This is a genomic window from Cupriavidus sp. 05T42, assembly GCF_056396345.1.
The window spans coordinates 301568-320500 of sequence record NZ_JBFTLH010000005.1; the positions used below are offsets into that span (position 1 = coordinate 301568).

Sequence of the window (18933 nt, forward strand, 5' to 3'; positions counted from 1 at the left end):
TCGCATTGCCCGCCCCCGGCTATCGGGTGCGCCAAGACAGACCCAAAAAGACTGACATGACTGCCCGATCTCTGGATGTATCGCCGGCCCAGACTGCTGAGCCGGCTTCCCACCCTGCCCACCCGCCCCGCAAGCTCGCCGGCGTTCCCCTGCCGGAACCCATCGCCTTCGAGGCCCCCTTCCCTAACCGCAAGACCATCCGTGGCTGGCTGATTCCGCTCGGCGAGCGCAGCGTGGCACGCGCGCTGACGCTGTTCGCGCTCGACTACGCGATCTTCGCCGCGGTGCTGGCCGGCGTGGTCCTGGCGCCGCAGTGGTGGGCCAAGCTCGGCCTCGGCGTGCTGCTGGGTCTGGTGATCGCCCGGCTGTTCATCATCGGCCACGATGCCTGCCACCAGAGCCTGACGGACCGCCGTGGCCTGAACAAATGGCTCGGCCGGCTGACGTTCCTGCCGTCGCTCACGCCCTACAGCCTGTGGGAAGTCGGCCACAACGTGGTCCACCATGGGTACACCAACCTCAAGGGCTTCGACTTCGTCTGGGCGCCCTACTCGCTCGAGGAATTCCGCGCGCTGCCGCGCTGGCGCCGGGTGATGGAGCGGGTCTACCGCAATGGCTTCGGCGCCGGACTCTATTACCTGATCGAGATCTGGTGGTTCAAGCTGTTCTTCCCGAGCAAGCGCCAGATGGCCACGCGCCGCGCGATCTTCATGTGGGACTGCACGCTGGTGGCCACCTTCGGCGCCATCTGGATCGGTGCGCTGGCCTGGCTGGCCGTGGCCACGGACCAGTCGGTCCTGGGGCTGGTCGGCGCCGGCTTCGTGCTGCCCTTCCTGATCTGGAACCTGACCGTGGGCTTCGTGCTGTATGTCCACCACACGCACACGAGCGTGGCGTGGTACGACACCAAGCCGATGTGGGCCAAGGCCCAGCCGTTCGTCTCGACCACCGTGCACCTGCGCTTCCGCTTCGGCATCGGCGCCGCGCTCCACCACATCATGGAGCACACCGCGCACCACGTGGACATGAGCGTGCCGCTGTACCGGCTCAAGCGCGCCCAGGCCCTGCTGGAGCATGCGCTGCCGGGCCGCATCATCATCGAGAACTTCTCGTGGCGCTGGTACTTCCGCACGGCGCGCCGCTGCAAGCTGTACGACTTCAAGGCCCTGTGCTGGACCGACTTCCGCGGCCGCCAGACCAGCGACAACTCGCCCGTGCCGGTCTGACCTGACCCGCATTTCCCAACAGCCATGCCAAAGGCGGTGGACAGTGTCCGCCGCCTTTTAGTACAATTACGACTTCCATTGGGGAGTAGCCGCCCTCGTCTCACCGCGCCGCGCAATGCGGCACACGGCAGACAGGGGCGTACGTCAACAGACTTGACCGTGGTGTCCAGCATCAACGGTTATGGCGTACGCAGCGCAGGACCCGAGCGGGCTTCGTGCCTGACTCCTATGTCCAACGCCTGGCGAGACCGATGACCATACCTTTCTGGCCGGGCCGGGAAAGGTGTGCGTCATTGGCATCTCGCGATGCGTGTGCGGCCCGGTATCAATCCTATAAGAATGGAATCGTTCCTCGTCTCCACAGGTATCGTCGCGCTCGCAGAAATGGGCGACAAGACGCAATTGCTGTCGCTCGTGCTGGCCGCACGCTATCGCAAACCCCTGCCGATCATCGCCGGCATCCTGATCGCCACCCTCGTCAACCATGGCTTCGCCGGCGCGCTCGGCGGCTGGATCACGCAGGTGCTCGGCGCCAACCTGCTGCGCTGGATCCTCGGCCTCGGCTTTATCGCCATGGCCGGCTGGATGCTGATTCCGGACAAGCTCGACGAGGCAGAGGAAGCCAAGCCGGCCAACGGTGCCCTGAGCATCCTCGGCACCACGATCGTCGCCTTCTTCTTCGCCGAAATGGGCGACAAGACGCAGATCGCCACTGTGGCCCTGGCAGCACGCTTCCATGGCGAAGTGCTGGCCGTCGTGGCAGGCACCACGTTCGGCATGATGCTGGCCAACGCGCCCGCCGTGCTGCTCGGCGACCGTTTCGCCAACCGGATGCCGATCGCCCTCGTGCACAAGATCGCCGCGGTGATCTTCCTTGTGCTCGGCTTGCTGGCGCTGTTCAACGTCGGCGGCCACTGAGACAAGCCAGAGTCGTCGCGCTATAAAAAAACGGGGCTTGCGCCCCGTTCAAACCCTCGCCGGTCCGGTACTGCCGGCCGCCGGGACTGCACAGCCCCGGACCGTCGATCACCGATGCCCGGTCAAATTCAGTTGGTGGTCTTCGCGCCGCCCTCGAACCACTGGCCCAGCAGCGCGCGCTCGTCTTCCGTGATCTGCGTGACGTTGCCCAGCGGCATGGCCTTCTGCTGCACCGCCTGCTGGTAGATCAGCTGCGCATGCGCCTTGATTTCGTCGACGGTATCGAGCTTGATGCCCTTGGCGGCAGTCGGCATCATCTTGGGCGCCTCCGCGTGGCACTGCACGCAGCGGGCGTTCACGATTTCCTGCACCTTGGCGAAGCTCACCGCGTTGGCGGCGTCGCCCGCGGCGTTGCTGGCCACTTGCGGACGCGGCTGCGGCGCAATCATCACCGCCACCACACCCAGCAGCGCCACGCCGGCAGCCGGCCACGCCACGTTGATCTTGCCCTTGTGCTTCAGGATGAAGAACTGGCGGATCAGCACGCCGGCCAGCATGATCAGGATCAGCACCAGCCAGTTCTGCTTGTGCGCGTACGTCATGCTGTAGTGGTTCGACAGCATCGCGAACAGCACCGGCAGCGTGAAGTAGGTGTTGTGCACGCTACGCTGCTTGCCGCGCTTGCCGTGGATCGGGTCCACCGGCTGGCCGGCCTTCAGCGCCGCCACGACCTTGCGCTGGCCCGGGATGATCCAGATCAGCACGTTGCCGCTCATGATCGTGGCGATCATCGCGCCGGTCAGCAGGAACGCCGCGCGGCCCGAAAAGATGTGGCAGGCCGCATACGCCGCCACGCCCACGAACACCGCCACCAGGATGCCCACCAGGCGGTCGCTCTTGCCGAACAGCCGGCAGATCGAGTCGTAGACCACCCAGCCGATGATCAGGTACGAGACCGCGAAGCCGACCGCCGCGCCGGGCGACATGTCGAACACGTTCTTGTCGATCAGGTAGGTGCTGGCGTTGAACAGGTACAGCACCACCAGCAGGCCGAAGCCGGTCATCCACGTGGAGTAGGACTCCCAATAGAACCAATGCAGGTTCTCGGGCAGCGACTTGGGCGCGGTCATGTACTTCTGCGGGTTGTAGAACCCGCCGCCATGCACGGCCCAAAGTTCGCCGCCGACGCCCTTCTCCTTCAGGGCCGGATCGCCGGGGGGCGTCAGGCTGTTGTCGAGCCAGACGAAATAGAACGAGGAACCGATCCACGCGATGGCCGTGATGACGTGCACCCAGCGCAACAGCATGTTGGCCCAGTCGAGAATGTAACCTTCCATGACTTGTCTCCTTTTCCCGTCCGCCTGGTACTCAGCTGCCGCGGTAGGTCGAGTACGACCACGGCGACACCAGCAGGGGCACGTGGTAGTGCGCAGCGGTGTCGGCAATGCCGAAGCGTAGCGTCACCACGTCGAGGAATGCCGGTTCGGGCAACTGCACGCCCTGGGCACGGAAATAGTCGCCGGCGCCGAACTCGAGTTCGTACACGCCTGCCACGAGCGCATCGCCTTCCAGCAGCGGCTGGTCGCAACGGCCATCGTGGTTGGTCACGAGGCGCTTGAGCGTCTCGCGGCGATTGTCGACAATTTTATGAAGGGTGACCGACATCGCCTTGCCGGGCGTGCCGGCGGCCGTGTCGAGAACGTGAGTGGTCAAGCGTCCCATCCTGTTCTTCCTTTGCGGGTGTGGGTTGTGAGGGGCGCCGCTGCCTTCACTAGCACCATTTGTGGGAATGATGCCCGCTCGGTACGTCATTTAACGCATCCCGGCGCTGGATTGGTGCGTGGCGACAATGCGCCCGCCCAACCCGGATGACAACTCGGGGATTTCCCGTACTTGTCGAAAACCTTCTCAGGTTTTGTTGACAATAGTGCTTGCATATCCAAATAATTGTCAACAATTTTTAGATCCACGCGATGACATGACCAGTGTCAAGACGCCTGATGTCGGCTTGATACCCACTCGCCAGGATCGTTGCGCCTCCCGATCATCCCCTCTGTCTCCCTTGCGAGTGCCCTGGATGTCCAAGAATCTCAAACTGATTGCCGCCGTGGCCGAAGCCCAGTCCACCCCCTCCGACAACAAGCCAGCCCGCAAGGGCTCCGTGGAGGAGCGCATGTACCACGAGATCTACGACGCGATCATGGAGCACCGGCTGCCGCCCCGCACCAAGCTGACCGAGCATTCGCTTTGCGAGATCTATGCCACCGCGCGCCACACCGTGCGCAAGGTGCTCTCCCGGCTGGCCGCGGACGGCATGGTCGATCTCGAACCGAACCGGGGCGCCTTCATCGCCAGCCCGTCCACCGACGAGGCGCACGACATGTTCGAGCTGCGCCAGATGCTCGAGCGCGCCGTGCTGGAGAAGCTCGCCAGCCTGCCCAACGTCCGCACCGTGATCGCCCCGCTGCGCAAGATGGTGGAGTCCGAACGGCAGGCCTTCCTGACGCATGAGCGCCCGCGCTGGATCCGGCTCTCGGCTGAATTCCACACCGCGCTGGCCGAGCTGTCCGGCAATGCCCTGCTGGTGACGATGATGCGCCGGCTGGTCTCGCGCACCACGCTGATGATCGCCAGCGTGGAGGCCCCCGGCCACAACGCGTGCTCGTTCGACGAACACGACGACATTCTCGACGCACTGGAACAGGGCGACGCCGCCCTCGCCCAGTCACGCATGGCGCACCACCTTGGCGCCTGCGCGGACCGCGTGCAGCCGGACGAACCCGGCAATTTCGATCTTCGCAGCGTGCTGGGCCGCTCCACCTAGCGCGATGTTCCCGCCGCCGGACAACAGCACACCCCTGTTGCCGATGCCAGGCCCACAAATCTCGACGCCCGCAACGCCCGACAGAGGCACGGCGCGAGACCCTCATAACAACAAGAGGCCATGGACCCCGGCGCGCGTTCCCATCAAAACCAAAGGAGAGGAGACACACCCATGACTTCCGCAAGCACCACGGTCCCCACGGACCTCACCAACGAGCGGCTGCCCTCCGGGCGCCTGCTGGCGCTGGGCCTGCAACACGTGCTGGTGATGTACGCCGGCACCGTTGCCGTGCCCCTCATCGTCGGCGGGGCGCTCAAGCTGCCCAAGGACCAGCTGGCGTTCCTGATCAATGCCGACCTGTTCGCGGCCGGGCTCGCCACGCTGATCCAGGCCATCGGCTTCTGGAAGTTCGGTATCCGCATGCCCGTGATGATGGGCGTGACGTTTGCCTCGGTGGCGCCGATGATCGCCATCGGCAACGACCCCAACGTGGGCCTGCTCGGCATCTACGGCGCGGTGATCGCGTCAGGGGTGTTCGGCGTGCTGATTGCGCCGATGATGGGGCGCATGCTCGGGCTGTTTCCGCCCGTGGTGACCGGCACGGTGATCACGCTGATCGGGGTGTCGCTGATGCGGGTGGGCATCAACTGGGCCGGCGGCGGGCAGCCGACCACGCGCAGCGTGATCGACGGCGTGGTCAAGGACGTGCCCAACCTCGCCTACGGCGACCTCGGCAACCTGGCCATCGCCGGCCTAGTGCTGCTGGTGATCCTGCTGCTCTCGCGCTATGGCCGGGGGCTGATCGCCAACTGCGCGGTGCTGCTCGGCATCGTGATCGGCACGGTGGTGGCGGCGGCGTTCGGCAAGGTCTCGTTCGAGGGCCTGGGCGACGCCAGCTTCGTGGCCGTCATCACGCCGTTCCACTTTGGCATGCCGACGTTCGAGATCACGGCCATCCTGTCGATGTGCATCGTGATGCTGATCACGCTGGTGGAGTCCACCGGCATGTTCCTGGCCCTCTCCGACATCACCGGCCGCAAGCTGAGCCGCAACGACCTGACCGCCGGCCTGCGCGCCGACGGCCTGGGCACCGTGATCGGCGGCATCTTCAACACCTTCCCGTATACCTCGTTCTCGCAGAACGTGGGCCTGGTCACCGTGACCGGCGTGCGCTCGCGCTACGTGGCGGCGGCTGGCGGCGTGATCCTGATCGCGTTCGGCCTGTTCCCGAAGATGGCGCACATCGTGGCGTCGGTGCCCCAGTTCGTGCTCGGCGGCGCCGGCATCGTGATGTTCGGCATGGTGGCCGCATCGGGCATCCGCATCCTGGGTAGCTGCGACTTCACGCGCAACCGGCACAACCTGTTCATCGTGGCGATCTCCATCGGCTTCGGCATGATCCCGACGCTCTCGCCCACGCTGTTCCAGTACCTGCCCAAGTGGACCGATCCGTTCACGCACAGCGGCATCGTGCTGGGCACCATCGTCGCGGTCGTGCTGAACCTGTTCTTCAACGGCATGCAGTCCGCCGACGAGGCCATGCGCAACGCGGCGGCCAACTCCCACGGCACGGAGTGAGCCCGACAATCCTGATCCAACAATCGTATTCAACATTTTTGTCCGACAGTTCTTGACGGTATTTGGTACGCAACCATCGCTAAAACATGTCAACAACGCCGGACTCGCATGAGACGCCTCTGGCACGCGCTTTGCGTAAGTGAAGTCGCTTCAGCCAGGGGCGATGACAACAATCGAAACCTTCGCTCATGCGAGCAGCAGATTTCTCCTGAAGCAGACATATAAGAGATGACACACGATAACTATCCACGCGATCTCATCGGCTACGGCGCCCACCCGCCGCACGCCCGCTGGCCGGGCGGCGCGCGCATCGCGCTGCAGTTCGTGCTCAATTACGAGGAAGGCGGCGAGAACAACGTGCTGCACGGCGACGCCGGCTCCGAGCAGTTCCTGTCCGAGATCATCGGTGCCGCGGCCTATCCCGAGCGGCACATGAGCATGGAAGGCGTGTATGAGTACGGCTCGCGCGCCGGGGTCTGGCGCATCCTGCGCGAGTTCGAGCAGCGCAAGCTGCCGCTGACGATCTTCGGCGTGTCGATGGCGCTCCAGCGCCATCCTGAGCTGACGCGCGCGTTCGTCGAGCTGGGCCACGAGATCGCCTGCCACGGCTGGCGCTGGATTCACTACCAGAACATCGACGAAGCCACCGAGCGCGAGCACATGCGCATCGGGATGGAAATCATCAAGGAATTGACTGGCGAAATGCCGCTCGGCTGGTACACAGGCCGGGACAGCCCCAACACGCGCCGGCTGGTGGTCGAGCACGGCGGCCTGCTATACGACGCCGACTACTACGGCGACGACCTGCCCTTCTGGACCGAGGTGGAAGTCACCGGCGGCAAGAAGAAGCCGCATCTGGTGGTGCCGTACACGCTCGACTCGAACGACATGCGCTTCGCCACGCCGCAGGGCTTCAACACGGGCGACCAGTTCTTCCAGTACCTGAAGGACGCGTTCGACGTGCTCTATACCGAGGGCGACCCCCAGGGCCAGGACCGTCCCAAGATGCTGTCGATCGGCATGCACTGCCGGCTGCTCGGCCGCCCGGGGCGCTTCCGCGCGCTGCAGCGCTTCCTCGACTACGTGCAAGCGCACGACAAGGTATGGATCTGCCGGCGCGTGGACATCGCCCGACACTGGATCGAGACCCATCCGCACGGGAGCCAGGCATGAGCACGACCTACACCCTCGCCCAACTCAATACGATGCCCGAGGCCGAATTCGTCGAAGTACTAGGCGGCATCTACGAGCATTCGCCCTGGTTCGCCGAGACGGCCGCACGGCAGCGCCCGTTCGCCGATGCCGCCGCGCTGGCCGCTGCGCTGCGCGGTGCCGTCGATGCCGCGGGCGAGGCCGCCCAACTCAAGCTGGTGCGCGCCCACCCGGAGCTGGCCGGCAAGGCCGCGGTGCGCGGCGAGCTGACTGCGGAATCCACGCGCGAGCAGGCCGGCGCGGGACTCGACCAATGCACGGCCGAGGAGTTCGAACGACTGCAGGCGCTCAACGCCGCCTACAACCAGAAATTCGGCTTCCCGTTCATCCTGGCCGTTCGCGGCTATGACCGCCACGGCATCATCGACGCTTTTGCAAGCCGCCTCGAAAACCCGCCCGAGGTGGAGTTGCAAAGTTGCATCAATCAGATTCATCGCATTGCGCAGTTCCGGCTGAACGACTTAGTATCCGCGACTTAGTCGCCGCGTCACCCATCGCGCGGCAACTGGAGAAGAGAGAGAGAAAGATAGGCAGCAACGTTCGGCACACCAGAGAGACCCAGAAGGGTTCCGGCACACACAAGAAACGTTCTGAGCAGGCATCACAACCACGGAGGTCTTTACCATGCAGAAGCAGTACAACTACAAGCCGGCGTCCAAGCCGGCGATCAAGCTGGCGGCCGTCGCCGCCATGCTCTTTTCCGGCGCGGCCATGGCCCAGTCCAGCGTCACGCTGTACGGCCAGGCCGACATGTTCGTCGGTGGCGTCAAGAGCCCGGGCAACGGCGACCGGGCCTTTGTGGCCAATTCGGGCGGCATGCAGACGTCGTACTGGGGGATCAAGGGTGTCGAGGACCTGGGCATGGGCACCAAGGCCATCTTCGACCTGAACGGTTTCTTCCGCACCGACACCGGTTCGATGGGCCGCTTCAACGGCGACTCGATGTTCAGCCGCAATGCCTACGTCGGCCTGCAGAACAACACCTACGGCTCGGTCAAGCTCGGCCGCAACACCACGCCGTACTTCGTCTCGACGATCCTGTTCAACCCGCTCGTCGACTCGTATGTGTTCTCGCCGCAGATCTTCCACACGTACTTCACGGTCAACAACGGCCGGCTGTACGATCCGGGCATCATCGGCGATTCGGGCTGGAACAACTCGATCGTCTACTCCACGCCGACGTTCGGCGGCCTGACCGCCAACTTCATCTACAGCCTGGGTGAGTCGGCCGGCAACAACAGCAAGAACAAGTTCGGCGCCAACCTGACGTACTTCGCCGGCAACTTCGCCGCGACGGTGGCCTACCAGCAGGTCAAGTTCGACAGCACGCCGGGCGACCTGACCGGCTCCACCGGTAGCCCCAACAGCCCGTACATCCAGGGCTTCGACAAGCAGAACGCCGTGCAGGTCGGCCTGTCGTACGACTTCAAGGTCGTGAAGGTGTTCGCGCAGGGCCAGTACATCAAGAGCGACGTCAACGCCAACGTCAACGGCGACATCAAGCACATGGACGGCCAGGCCGGCGTCTCGGTGCCGGTGGGCGCGGGTAACGTGCTGGCGTCGTACGGCTACGTGAAGACGCTGAACGAAGTGGCCAGCTTCAAGCGCAACACGTTCGCGGTGGCCTACGACTACAACCTGTCGAAGCGCACCGACGTGTACGCAGCGTATTTCTACGACAAGATCACCGGCCTCGAGCACGGCGATACCTTTGGCGTGGGCATGCGCCACAAGTTCTGATCCGGGTCACCGGTCAGTAAGAGGCCGTTTCGGCGGCGATGCCGTCCAGCCAGGTGCTGGACGGCATTTTTTTTGGGCCGCACACGGACGGTGCATCATGATGCACGCCCCATCGCGTCCTCATTCCGGCTACCAGCGGCGATTGGCGCGATCGGGCCTTTCGGCCAAGCGAATCCTTGCAAAAATCCGCCTATAAATAGGTCAGGCTGGCGGCACTTTGCGAGGAACGACGCCTCATGAATCCGAATCAGATCGCCATCGAGAACGCAGCGGAAACACGCGAGCCCGTGCTCGATGTCGTCGATCGCGTGTCAGAGATGTTGTTTGGACTGTTCATGGCCCTGACGTTTGTGGGCGCCGTCTCCACTTCGGTCGGTCCAGACGCAGGGCACCTGATGCTACGCGCGGCCTTGGGCTGCAACCTTGCCTGGGGGCTCGTCGACGCGGTCATGTTCCTCGTGCGGACGCTGGCCAACCGCGGCCAGCGGATCAAGCTGGCGCTGGCGGTGCAGCACGCCGCCGATCCCGCGGAAGCCGTGCGGATCATCCGCGACACGCTGCCGCCGGTGATGAGGACGCTGGTCGACGACGCCGAACTCGAAGCCATCCGCACCCGGCTGGCCGGCGCGACCACCCTGCCGTCGCGCCCCGCCCTCGACGCCGCCGACTGGCTTGGCGCGGTGCGCATTTTCTTCATCGTCGTGCTGTCGACGTTCCCGGTGGCACTGCCGTTCGTTCTGATCGACCACGTGCCGCTTGCGCTGCTGATCTCACGCGCGCTCTCGATGATCATGCTGTTCGTGGGTGGCATGGCGCTCGGGCACTATGCAGGCTTTGGCGCCATACGCGCTGGCATCGGCATGCTGGCGTTGGGTCTGGCGCTGACCATGGCGGTCATCGCACTGGGTGGCTGACATGGGCCCCCGATGCCGGGCGATAGTCGGCGGCGTCGGCGGCGTCGGCATGGCAATGGCGATCACCATGGCCTGCCAGGACGCGCATGCCGAAGCGGGGGAAAACGAGACGGAAGCCGGCGGCCCGGAGAAAAGCCTCGCCGCCACGGCCTACTGGAACATACCGCGTCATGGCGAGCAGTATGTGACCGGCATCGTCGGCGCGAATGTTGGCGCGCTGCGTCTGGAGACGCGGGTCAACTACGAGGCGCGACGCGCGATGTCGGCCTTCGTCGGGTGGACGTTCGCCGGCGGCGAAGCCCTCACCTACTCCGCTACGCCGATCGTGGGCTGGGTCGGCGGCGACGTCCGAGGCCCGATCGGCGGCCTGGAGGCCAGTCTTGCCTGGCGGAAGTTCGATTACTACATCGAGATCGAATACGTGCATGACCAGCGCGAGCGCGAATCGAGCTACGTCTACGCGTGGAGCGAACTCGCCTATCGGCCGGCGGACTGGCTCCGGCTCGGCCTGGCGGTGCAGCGGACGCGCGCCTATCAGTCGGATCGCGACATTCAACGCGGTCCGTTTGCGCAGGTGACGTTCAAGCGGGTCACCGCGGGCGTGTACTGGTTCAATCCTGCTTCGTCGGCGCAGGTGGTGGTGGTGTCGATGGGGATCGCGTTCTAGCGCAGCGGATGGCCAGGACGGCGGCGATTGCTGCGCTGCGGGATAGATGCCAGGATCGGAAGCCGGCGCTCCATAGGCGGATTCAATTGGCGACTGCCCCGCCCGCTGCATAGATTAATTGTCCGGACTGTGGGCCGGACCACGAACCAGCGCGAATCCCGCGGCGAACCAAAGAGGTGACTCATGAGGCGCTATGCGAAGACCCGGTCGGAATTGATGGCTATCCTGAGCCAGTGCCTGGACAACAACCCTGAATGCGGCGAGGCGGAACTTCACGCGATGCGCGTGCACCAGCCGGACCATACGGGTTGCAACTGGAGCGCTGAGGTTGATTTTCGCGAGGATACCTTCGACGACCTGTCCCATCGCATGGCAGCGGCACGCTCGATCATCGTGGTAATGCGGGAGCAGTACAACGTGCTGCAATAGTGCAATCGCCCCGCCGACGCGCTGGCAACCCCGGCAGACGCTGCCAGCGCACCGACATGAAAAAACCGGGCCTGAGTTTCCTCAGGCCCGGTTTTTCTTTGGTACCGGCGGTTTCGGCAGGTAGCGCGGCTTAGCGCACCGCGCTCGACTCCGCGACGGCCACGGCCGTCATGTTGATGATACGCCGCGTGGTGGCCTGCGGGTTCAGGATGTGCACCGGCTTGGCCGCGCCCAGCAGGATCGGGCCCACCGTCACGCCCTGTCCGCCCGTGATCTTGAGCAGGTTGAAGGCGATGTTGGCGGCATCCAGCGTCGGCATGACCAGCAGGTTGGCGCTGCCGGCCAGCTTGGTGTTCGGCAGGAAGTGACGGCGCACGTCCTCGACCAGGGCGGCATCACCCTGCATCTCGCCTTCCACTTCCAGTTGCGGCGCCACCTTGGCCAGGATCGCGGCGGCGTCGCGCATCTTGCGTGCCGACGGGCGGTTCGACGAGCCGAACATCGAGTGCGACATCATCGCCACCTTCGGGTGCAGGCCGAAACGCTGGATTTCCTCGGCGGCCAGTTGCGTGATGGCGGCCAGTTCCTCGGCGCTCGGGTCGTCGTTCACGAACGTGTCGGTGATGAACAGCGTGTACTTCTCGAGCATCAGCGCGTTCATCGCGGCGAACACCTTGGCGCCCGGCGCCAGGCCGATCACGTCGCGCACGTGCTCCAGGTGGGCTTCGAAGCGGCCCACGGTGCCGCACAGCAGTGCATCGGCATCGCCCATATGCATCAGCATGGTGCCGATCAGCGTGTTCGAGCGGCGCAGCGCCACCTTGGCCATGTCCGGCGTCACGCCATCGCGGCCGCGCAGCGTGTGGTAGGCCTCGTGATAGGCGCGGTAGCGCGGATCATCCTCGGGGTTGATCAGCTCGAAGTCCACGCCCGGGCGCAGGCGCAGGCCGGCCTTCTCGATGCGCATCTGGATCACGTGCGGACGGCCGATCAGGATCGGCTTGGCCAGGCCCTCGTCCACCACGCCCTGCACGGCGCGCAGCACGCGCTCTTCCTCGCCCTCGGCGTAGGCCACGCGCTTCGGCGCAGCCTTGGCGGCCGAGAACACCGGCTTCATGATCAGGCCGGTGTGGTAGACGTAGTGCGTCAGTTGCTGGCGATAGGCTTCCAGGTCCTGGATCGGACGCGTGGCCACGCCCGATTCCTCGGCGGCCTTCGCCACGGCCGGCGCGATCTTCTCGATCAGGCGCTGGTCGAACGGCGTCGGGATGATGTAGTCCGGGCCGAACTTCAGCTCACGGCCACCGTAGGCGGCGGCCACGGCGTCGTTCAGCTCGGCTTCGGCCAGCTCGGCAATCGCCTTTACGCAGGCCAGCTTCATTTCCTCGGTGATCTTCGTCGCGCCGCAGTCCAGCGCGCCACGGAAGATGTACGGGAAGCACAGCACGTTGTTGACCTGGTTCGGATAGTCCGACCGACCCGTCGCGATAATGCAGTCCGGGCGCGCGGCCTTGGCCACTTCCGGGCGGATTTCCGGTTCCGGGTTCGCCAGCGCCAGGATGATGGGCTTGTTGGCCATGGTCTTGACCATCTCGCCGGTCAGCACGCCGGCGGTGGAGCAGCCCAGGAACACATCGGCGTTGTTGACGATGTCGGCCAGCGTGCGGTTGGACGTGTCCTGCGCGTAGCGGGCCTTGTTGACTTCCATGTTGGCGTCGCGGCCCACATAGATCACGCCCTTCGAGTCCACCACGGAGATGTTCTCGCGCTTCAGGCCCAGGCTCACCATGGTGTCCAGGCAGGCGATGGCAGCGGCGCCGGCGCCCGACACGGCCACCTTCACGCTGCCGATTTCCTTGCCCACCACCTTCAGGCCGTTCAGCAGCGCCGCGGCCGAGATGATGGCCGTACCGTGCTGGTCGTCGTGGAAGACGGGGATGTTCATGCGCTCGCGCAGCTTCTTCTCGATATAGAAGCACTCGGGCGCCTTGATGTCCTCGAGGTTCACACCGCCGAGCGTGGGCTCCAGCGCGGCGACGATCTCGACGATCTTGTCCGGGTCGCGGGCATCGAGTTCGATGTCGAACACGTCGATGCCGGCGAACTTCTTGAACAGGCAGCCCTTGCCTTCCATCACCGGCTTGCCGGCCAGCGGGCCGATGTCGCCCAGGCCCAGCACGGCGGTACCGTTGGTGATCACGGCCACGAGGTTGGCGCGCGAGGTGTACTCGGCGGCCATCGACGGATCCTTGGCGATCTCCTCGCAGGCGTAGGCCACGCCCGGCGAGTAGGCCAGCGACAGGTCGCGCTGGTTGGACAGCGCCTTGGTGGCGGTTACCTGGATCTTGCCCTTGGTCGGGCTGCGGTGATATTCCAGCGCGGCGAGACGCAACTGCGCTTCAGGGCTATTGGGGGCATGTTGCGGTGCATCACCGCTTGTCTTGCTGCTCATTTGCTCGTACCGGAAAAAATCGAGGAGCCATTCTAGCCCAGCCATTTCGCGGCTGGTTGCGCTTTGCCGCGTGCTGGCGGGGGTTTTTGCGCGATTCACGCGCAAAACTCCTTTTACCGCACGGTAGGCAATCGCCTTGTCTTATGGATGAACCAGCGCGCGTCCCATGCGCCGCGCCGGGGATTACTTCTTGTCCTTGTCGACTTCCAGCGTCACGCGCCGGGGCCGGCCGCTCTCGGACGGGAATTCGGTCAGCGCGCTGCGGATCATGTACGGCATCACGCCCGCCAGGCTGCCGCCCTCGGTGGTGTTGCGCGCCGTGATCTGGTACACGCGCTTGCCGCTCGCGGCGTCCTTGAAGAAGATGCGCAGGCTGGAGAACGTCACCGGCACGTCGCGCACCACGGTCTGCGGCGGCCAGTAGCCCGGATAACCCGGCCCCCATCCCCACGGGCCATAGGGCCGGTAGTAGCCGCCGTACGGCCCCCAGTACGGTCCCCACGGGCCGTACCAGGGATCGGAATAGTAGGTTTCGGCCACGCGCACCATGCCGGGCACGGCGCCGTAGTCCATGCTGACGAGGTAGCGCGCCTGCGCCGGCGGCTTCTGCTCGAAGCCCACGCCGGCCAGCGCGTCGGCCAGCCACGCCTGGTAGGTCTCATATTCGAGCTGGGAGTCCTGCGCGGAGAACTGCTGGGCCTGCGGCTGCTGGGCGGCGGGTTGCCCGGCCTGCCCTGCCTGACCGGCCGGTGCCGGCATCGGCGCACGCTCGAAGGCGTAGGTGCGCGGCGCGTCGTTTTGCCACCCGGCCTGCCGGAAGGCGGTGACCTCGGTGGTCACCGTGCTGGCGCAGCCAGCCAAACCCAATACCCCCAGCGCTCCAAGCGCCACCACGGCCCGTCGACCCATCCCTGCCACGGCATTCCACATCGCGATACCTCGTTCTTGTTCGTTCGTCCTACCAGACTTCAGACACGGGCGCTCTCCCGGAATTCCCCGCCGCCCTTGGCTACAATGGGGACTTCCGCGGAACCTCCGCACCGCCACCCGCCGTGGCGCCCGCCCCCGGTCACTCCGAAGACAGGATTCCCCATGCTGCGCACCGATACGCCCGTTACCGTCTATCGCAAGGACTATACTCTGCCCGCCTTCGCCATCGACCACGTCGACCTGGTGCTGGAGCTGGACCCGCAACGCACCGTCGTCGCCAGCACGCTGACCTTCCAGCGCGCGCCCGGCGCGGCCGGCGACGCCCCGCTGGTCATGGTCGGCGAAGCGCTGGAACTGCTCGGCGTGACCCTCGACGGCCAGCCGTTCGCCAGCACGAAGGAAGACGCCGGCACGCTCACGCTGACCGGCCTGCCGGCGCAAGGCACACTCGTCATTACCACTGCCTGCAATCCGGCGGCGAACACCACGCTGTCCGGCCTCTACGTCTCCAACGGCAACTTCTTCACCCAGTGCGAAGCCGAAGGCTTCCGCCGCATCACCTATTTCCTCGATCGCCCGGACGTGATGGCGACCTACCGCGTCACGCTGCGCGCCGACCGCGCCGCCAGTCCGGTGCTGCTCTCCAACGGCAACCTGCTGTCCGAGCGCGCCTTGCCCGATGGCCGGCACGAGGCCGTCTGGGAAGACCCGTTCCGCAAGCCGTCCTACCTGTTCGCGCTGGTGGCCGGCAAGCTGGCCTGCATCGAGGAACGCATCACCTCCGCATCGGGCAAGGAAAAGCTGCTGCAGGTCTGGGTGGAGCCGCAGGACCTCGACAAGACCCGCCACGCCATGGACTCCCTGATCCATGCCATCCGCTGGGACGAGCGCCGCTTCGGCCTGGAACTCGATCTCGACCGCTTCATGATCGTCGCCGTGAGCGACTTCAACATGGGCGCGATGGAGAACAAGGGCCTGAACATCTTCAATACGAAGTACGTGCTCGCCAATGCGCAGACGGCCACGGACGTGGACTTCGCCAATATCGAGTCGGTGGTGGGGCATGAGTACTTCCACAACTGGACCGGCAACCGCGTGACCTGCCGCGACTGGTTCCAGCTCTCGCTCAAGGAAGGGTTGACGGTGTTCCGCGACCAGGAGTTCTCGGCGGACATGATGGGCTCCGAATCCGGCCGCGCGGTGAAGCGGATCGAGGACGTCCGCGTGCTGCGCCAGGTGCAGTTCCCCGAGGATGCCGGCCCGATGGCCCACCCGGTGCGCCCGGACAGCTACGAGGAAATCAACAACTTCTACACCGTCACGGTCTACGAGAAAGGCGCCGAAGTCGTGCGGATGTACCAGACCCTGCTGGGCCGCGACGGCTTCCGCAAGGGCATGGACCTGTACTTCCAGCGCCATGACGGCCAGGCCGTGGCCTGCGACGACTTCCGCGCCGCCATGGCCGACGCCAACGGCCGCGACCTGACCCAGTTCGGGCTCTGGTACAGCCAGGCCGGCACGCCGGTGGTCAGCGTGAAGACCGCGTGGGACGGCGCCGCCGGCACGCTGGCGCTGACGCTGACCCAGCGCTGCCCCAAGGTCGGCATCGAGACCCGCGCGGGCACGCCCGAGAAGCAGCCGTTCCACGTCCCGTTCGCGGTGGGCCTGATCGGGGCCGATGGCGCCGACCTGCCGCTGCACCTCGAAGGCGAGTCCGCCGGGGAAGCCACCCCGCGTGGCACCACCCGCGTGCTCGACTTCACGCAGGCCGAGCAGACCTTCCGCTTCACCGGGCTGCCGCGCGGCGACAAGGCGCCCCTGCCCTCGCTGCTGCGCGACTTCTCGGCGCCGGTCATCGTCGACTATGAATATTCCGATGCCGAACTGACCTTCCTGCTGGCCCACGACAGCGACGCCTTCAACCGCTGGGAAGCCGGCCAGCGCCTGGCCACGCGCGCGCTGCTGAAACTGGTGGGCGAGGTGCAGGCCGGCCGCGAACTGAAGCTCGATCCGGCGCTGGTGGCCGCCTTCCGCGCTGTGCTGACGGACGGCTCGCTGAGCCCGGCGTTCCGCGAGCAGGCGCTGATGCTGCCCGCCGAAGCCTATCTGGCCGAGCGGATGGGCGTGGCCGACCCGGCCGCGATCCACCATGCCCGCCTGTTCATGCGCGAAGGCCTGGCCAGCGCGCTGCAACGCGAGTGGCTGGCCGCATATGAAGCCAACGCCACTCCGGGGCCGTACAGCCCCGATGCGGACGCGATGGCCCGCCGCGCGCTGCGCAACCTCGCGCTTGGCTATCTGGCCGACAGCGGCGACGCCGCCATGCAGGCGCTGGCCGACACCCACTACCAGCAGGCCGACAACATGACCGACCGCGCCGCGGCGCTCTCGGCGCTGGTCAACAGCTTCGCGCCGGGCCGCGAGCACGCGCTGGCGGACTTCTACCAGCGCTTCGAGCAGGATGCGCTGGTCATCGACAAATGGTTCTCGCTCCAGGGCATGCAGCGTGGCGACGTGGGCCCGCACGCCGGCAAGCGCACCATCGACACTGTGCGCGCGCTGATGGACCATCCCGCCTTCAACCTGCGCAACCCGAACCGGGCGCGCTCGCTGATCTTCAGCTTCTGCTCGGGCAATCCGGCGCAGTTCCATGCCGAGGACGGCTCCGGCTACGAATTCTGGGCCGATCAGGTGCTGGCGCTGGACGCCATCAACCCGCAGGTGGCCGCCCGGCTGGCGCGGGTGATGGATCGCTGGCAGAAATACGCGCTGCCGCTGCGGGACCGCATGCGCGCCGCGCTGGAGCGCGTGGCGGCGTGCCAGACGCTCTCGCGCGACGTGCGGGAGATCGTCGGCAAGTCGCTGGCTGCCTGACCCCGGGGGTGAGGACGGAGCGGCAACCATTCGTAAAACTGCCATGTCCGTAGCGGCAGACATGTAGAATTGCGGCCATCGAAGGAGAACCACATGACACGCATCAGCCTCACCCGCTATCTGGTCGAGGAGCAGCGCAAGCACAACACGATCCAGCCGGAGCTCCGGCTGCTGATCGAGGTGGTGGCGCGCGCCTGCAAGGCCATTTCCAACGCCGTGAGCAAGGGCGCCCTCGCGGGCGTGCTCGGCTCGGCCGGCACCGGCAACGTGCAGGGCGAGACCCAGCAGAAGCTGGACGTCATCGCCAATGAAGTGCTGCTCGACGCCAACGAGTGGGGCGGCCACCTGGCGGCGATGGCCTCGGAGGAAATGGACTCGTTCTACGAGATCCCGAACCGCTATCCGAAGGGTGAGTACCTGCTGCTGTTCGATCCGCTCGACGGCTCGTCGAATATCGACGTGAACGTGTCGATCGGCACGATCTTCTCGGTACTGCACATGCCCAAGCCGGGCCAGACCGTGACCGAGCAGGACTTCCTGCAGCCAGGCACGCATCAGGTGGCGGCCGGCTATGCCGTGTACGGCCCGCAGACGACGCTGGTGCTGACGGTCGGCAACGGCGTGCACATGTTCACGCTGGACCGCGAGGCTGGCAGCTTCGTGCTGACCCAGTCGGACGTGCAGATTCCCGAAGACACCAAGGAATTTGCGATCAATATGTCGAACATGCGTCACTGGGCCCCGCCCGTGCGCGAGTACATCGACGAATGCCTGGCCGGCGAGGAAGGCCCGCGCGGCAAGAACTTCAATATGCGCTGGGTGGCGTCGATGGTGGCCGATGTGCACCGCATCCTGACCCGCGGCGGCGTGTTCCTCTATCCGTGGGACAAGCGCGAGCCGGAGAAGCCGGGCAAGCTGCGTCTGATGTACGAGGCCAACCCGATGGCGTTCCTGGTCGAACAGGCCGGCGGCGCGGCCACAAACGGCCACGACCGCATCCTGGACGTGCAGCCGACGCAGCTGCACCAGCGCGTGTCGGTGGTGCTCGGCTCGAAGAACGAGGTGGACCGCATCACGCGCGCCCACCGGGAAGCCGAAGGCAAGGCGTAAGCCAGTCCCTCTCTATATATAGGGGGATGCAGGACAAGACAGGGCGCTCCGGCGCCCTG

Annotated in this window: 16 protein-coding genes and 1 riboswitch; of the genes, 12 read left to right on the plus strand and 4 right to left on the minus strand. The window is 65.7% G+C overall.

Going from position 1 to position 18933, the window contains the following annotated elements; translation table 11 throughout:
* The first annotated feature begins 56 nt into the window (after window positions 1-56).
* Window positions 57-1226 (plus strand): fatty acid desaturase, encoded by a 1170-nt coding sequence (locus tag AC1EJR_RS09350; RefSeq protein ID WP_092292321.1) that lies wholly within the window; start codon window positions 57-59, stop codon window positions 1224-1226.
* 68 nt (window positions 1227-1294) lie between these two features.
* A riboswitch (yybP-ykoY riboswitch) is annotated at window positions 1295-1502 on the plus strand.
* A 63-nt stretch (window positions 1503-1565) separates the two neighbouring features.
* Window positions 1566-2144 (plus strand): TMEM165/GDT1 family protein, encoded by a 579-nt coding sequence (locus AC1EJR_RS09355; protein WP_092292319.1) that lies wholly within the window; start codon window positions 1566-1568, stop codon window positions 2142-2144.
* A gap of 128 nt (window positions 2145-2272) precedes the next feature.
* Here AC1EJR_RS09355 and AC1EJR_RS09360 read toward each other — a convergent pair whose 3' ends face one another.
* Both AC1EJR_RS09360 and uraH read right to left on the minus strand, forming a co-directional pair.
* A complete protein-coding gene (locus AC1EJR_RS09360; protein WP_092292317.1) occupies window positions 2273-3481 on the minus strand; it encodes a urate hydroxylase PuuD in 1209 nt (402 codons plus the stop codon).
* A 31-nt stretch (window positions 3482-3512) separates the two neighbouring features.
* On the minus strand, window positions 3513-3866 hold the full coding sequence (gene uraH / locus AC1EJR_RS09365; RefSeq protein WP_092292315.1) for a hydroxyisourate hydrolase: 354 nt from the start codon (window positions 3864-3866) through the stop codon (window positions 3513-3515).
* A 355-nt stretch (window positions 3867-4221) separates the two neighbouring features.
* Between uraH and AC1EJR_RS09370 the strand changes: the two genes are divergently transcribed.
* The 8 genes from AC1EJR_RS09370 to AC1EJR_RS09405 all read left to right on the plus strand — a co-directional run bounded on the left by AC1EJR_RS09370 (window position 4222) and on the right by AC1EJR_RS09405 (window position 11508).
* A complete protein-coding gene (locus AC1EJR_RS09370) occupies window positions 4222-4968 on the plus strand; it encodes a GntR family transcriptional regulator (RefSeq protein ID WP_441591938.1) in 747 nt (248 codons plus the stop codon).
* A 171-nt stretch (window positions 4969-5139) separates the two neighbouring features.
* Window positions 5140-6546, plus strand: coding sequence for a nucleobase:cation symporter-2 family protein (locus tag AC1EJR_RS09375; RefSeq protein ID WP_092292311.1), 1407 nt, complete (start codon window positions 5140-5142; stop codon window positions 6544-6546).
* Between the two features lie 228 nt (window positions 6547-6774).
* The gene (puuE, locus tag AC1EJR_RS09380; protein ID WP_092292309.1) at window positions 6775-7719 is read left to right on the plus strand and encodes an allantoinase PuuE; all 945 of its coding nucleotides are present in this window, start codon (window positions 6775-6777) and stop codon (window positions 7717-7719) included.
* Window positions 7716-8237 carry a 2-oxo-4-hydroxy-4-carboxy-5-ureidoimidazoline decarboxylase gene (gene uraD / locus AC1EJR_RS09385; protein ID WP_092292307.1) on the plus strand — a complete coding sequence of 174 codons (522 nt, stop codon included), beginning with the start codon at window positions 7716-7718 and terminating at the stop codon, window positions 8235-8237. Before puuE ends, uraD begins: the two co-directional genes overlap by 4 nt.
* 145 nt (window positions 8238-8382) lie before the next feature.
* A complete protein-coding gene (locus tag AC1EJR_RS09390) occupies window positions 8383-9498 on the plus strand; it encodes a porin (protein ID WP_092292305.1) in 1116 nt (371 codons plus the stop codon).
* 236 nt (window positions 9499-9734) lie between these two features.
* The gene (locus AC1EJR_RS09395) at window positions 9735-10412 is read left to right on the plus strand and encodes a VIT1/CCC1 transporter family protein (protein WP_092292303.1); all 678 of its coding nucleotides are present in this window, start codon (window positions 9735-9737) and stop codon (window positions 10410-10412) included.
* A gap of 49 nt (window positions 10413-10461) precedes the next feature.
* The gene (locus AC1EJR_RS09400) at window positions 10462-11079 is read left to right on the plus strand and encodes a hypothetical protein (protein WP_477113002.1); all 618 of its coding nucleotides are present in this window, start codon (window positions 10462-10464) and stop codon (window positions 11077-11079) included.
* A 183-nt stretch (window positions 11080-11262) separates the two neighbouring features.
* Window positions 11263-11508: a hypothetical protein gene (locus AC1EJR_RS09405; protein WP_092292299.1), complete on the plus strand. Its 246-nt coding sequence runs from the start codon at window positions 11263-11265 to the stop codon at window positions 11506-11508.
* Between the two features lie 130 nt (window positions 11509-11638).
* Here AC1EJR_RS09405 and AC1EJR_RS09410 read toward each other — a convergent pair whose 3' ends face one another.
* Complete coding sequence (locus AC1EJR_RS09410) at window positions 11639-13960, minus strand: NADP-dependent malic enzyme (RefSeq protein WP_092292297.1); 2322 nt, start codon at window positions 13958-13960, stop codon at window positions 11639-11641.
* 183 nt (window positions 13961-14143) lie between these two features.
* Window positions 14144-14869, minus strand: coding sequence for a DUF4136 domain-containing protein (locus AC1EJR_RS09415; RefSeq protein WP_441591933.1), 726 nt, complete (start codon window positions 14867-14869; stop codon window positions 14144-14146).
* Between the two features lie 183 nt (window positions 14870-15052).
* On the opposite strand from AC1EJR_RS09415, the gene pepN reads away from it, so the two are divergent.
* Together pepN and AC1EJR_RS09425 are read left to right on the plus strand one after the other, a co-directional pair.
* On the plus strand, window positions 15053-17764 hold the full coding sequence (pepN, locus tag AC1EJR_RS09420; protein ID WP_477146988.1) for an aminopeptidase N: 2712 nt from the start codon (window positions 15053-15055) through the stop codon (window positions 17762-17764).
* A gap of 93 nt (window positions 17765-17857) precedes the next feature.
* Complete coding sequence (locus tag AC1EJR_RS09425; protein WP_092292291.1) at window positions 17858-18874, plus strand: class 1 fructose-bisphosphatase; 1017 nt, start codon at window positions 17858-17860, stop codon at window positions 18872-18874.
* The last annotated feature ends 59 nt before the right edge of the window (window positions 18875-18933 follow it).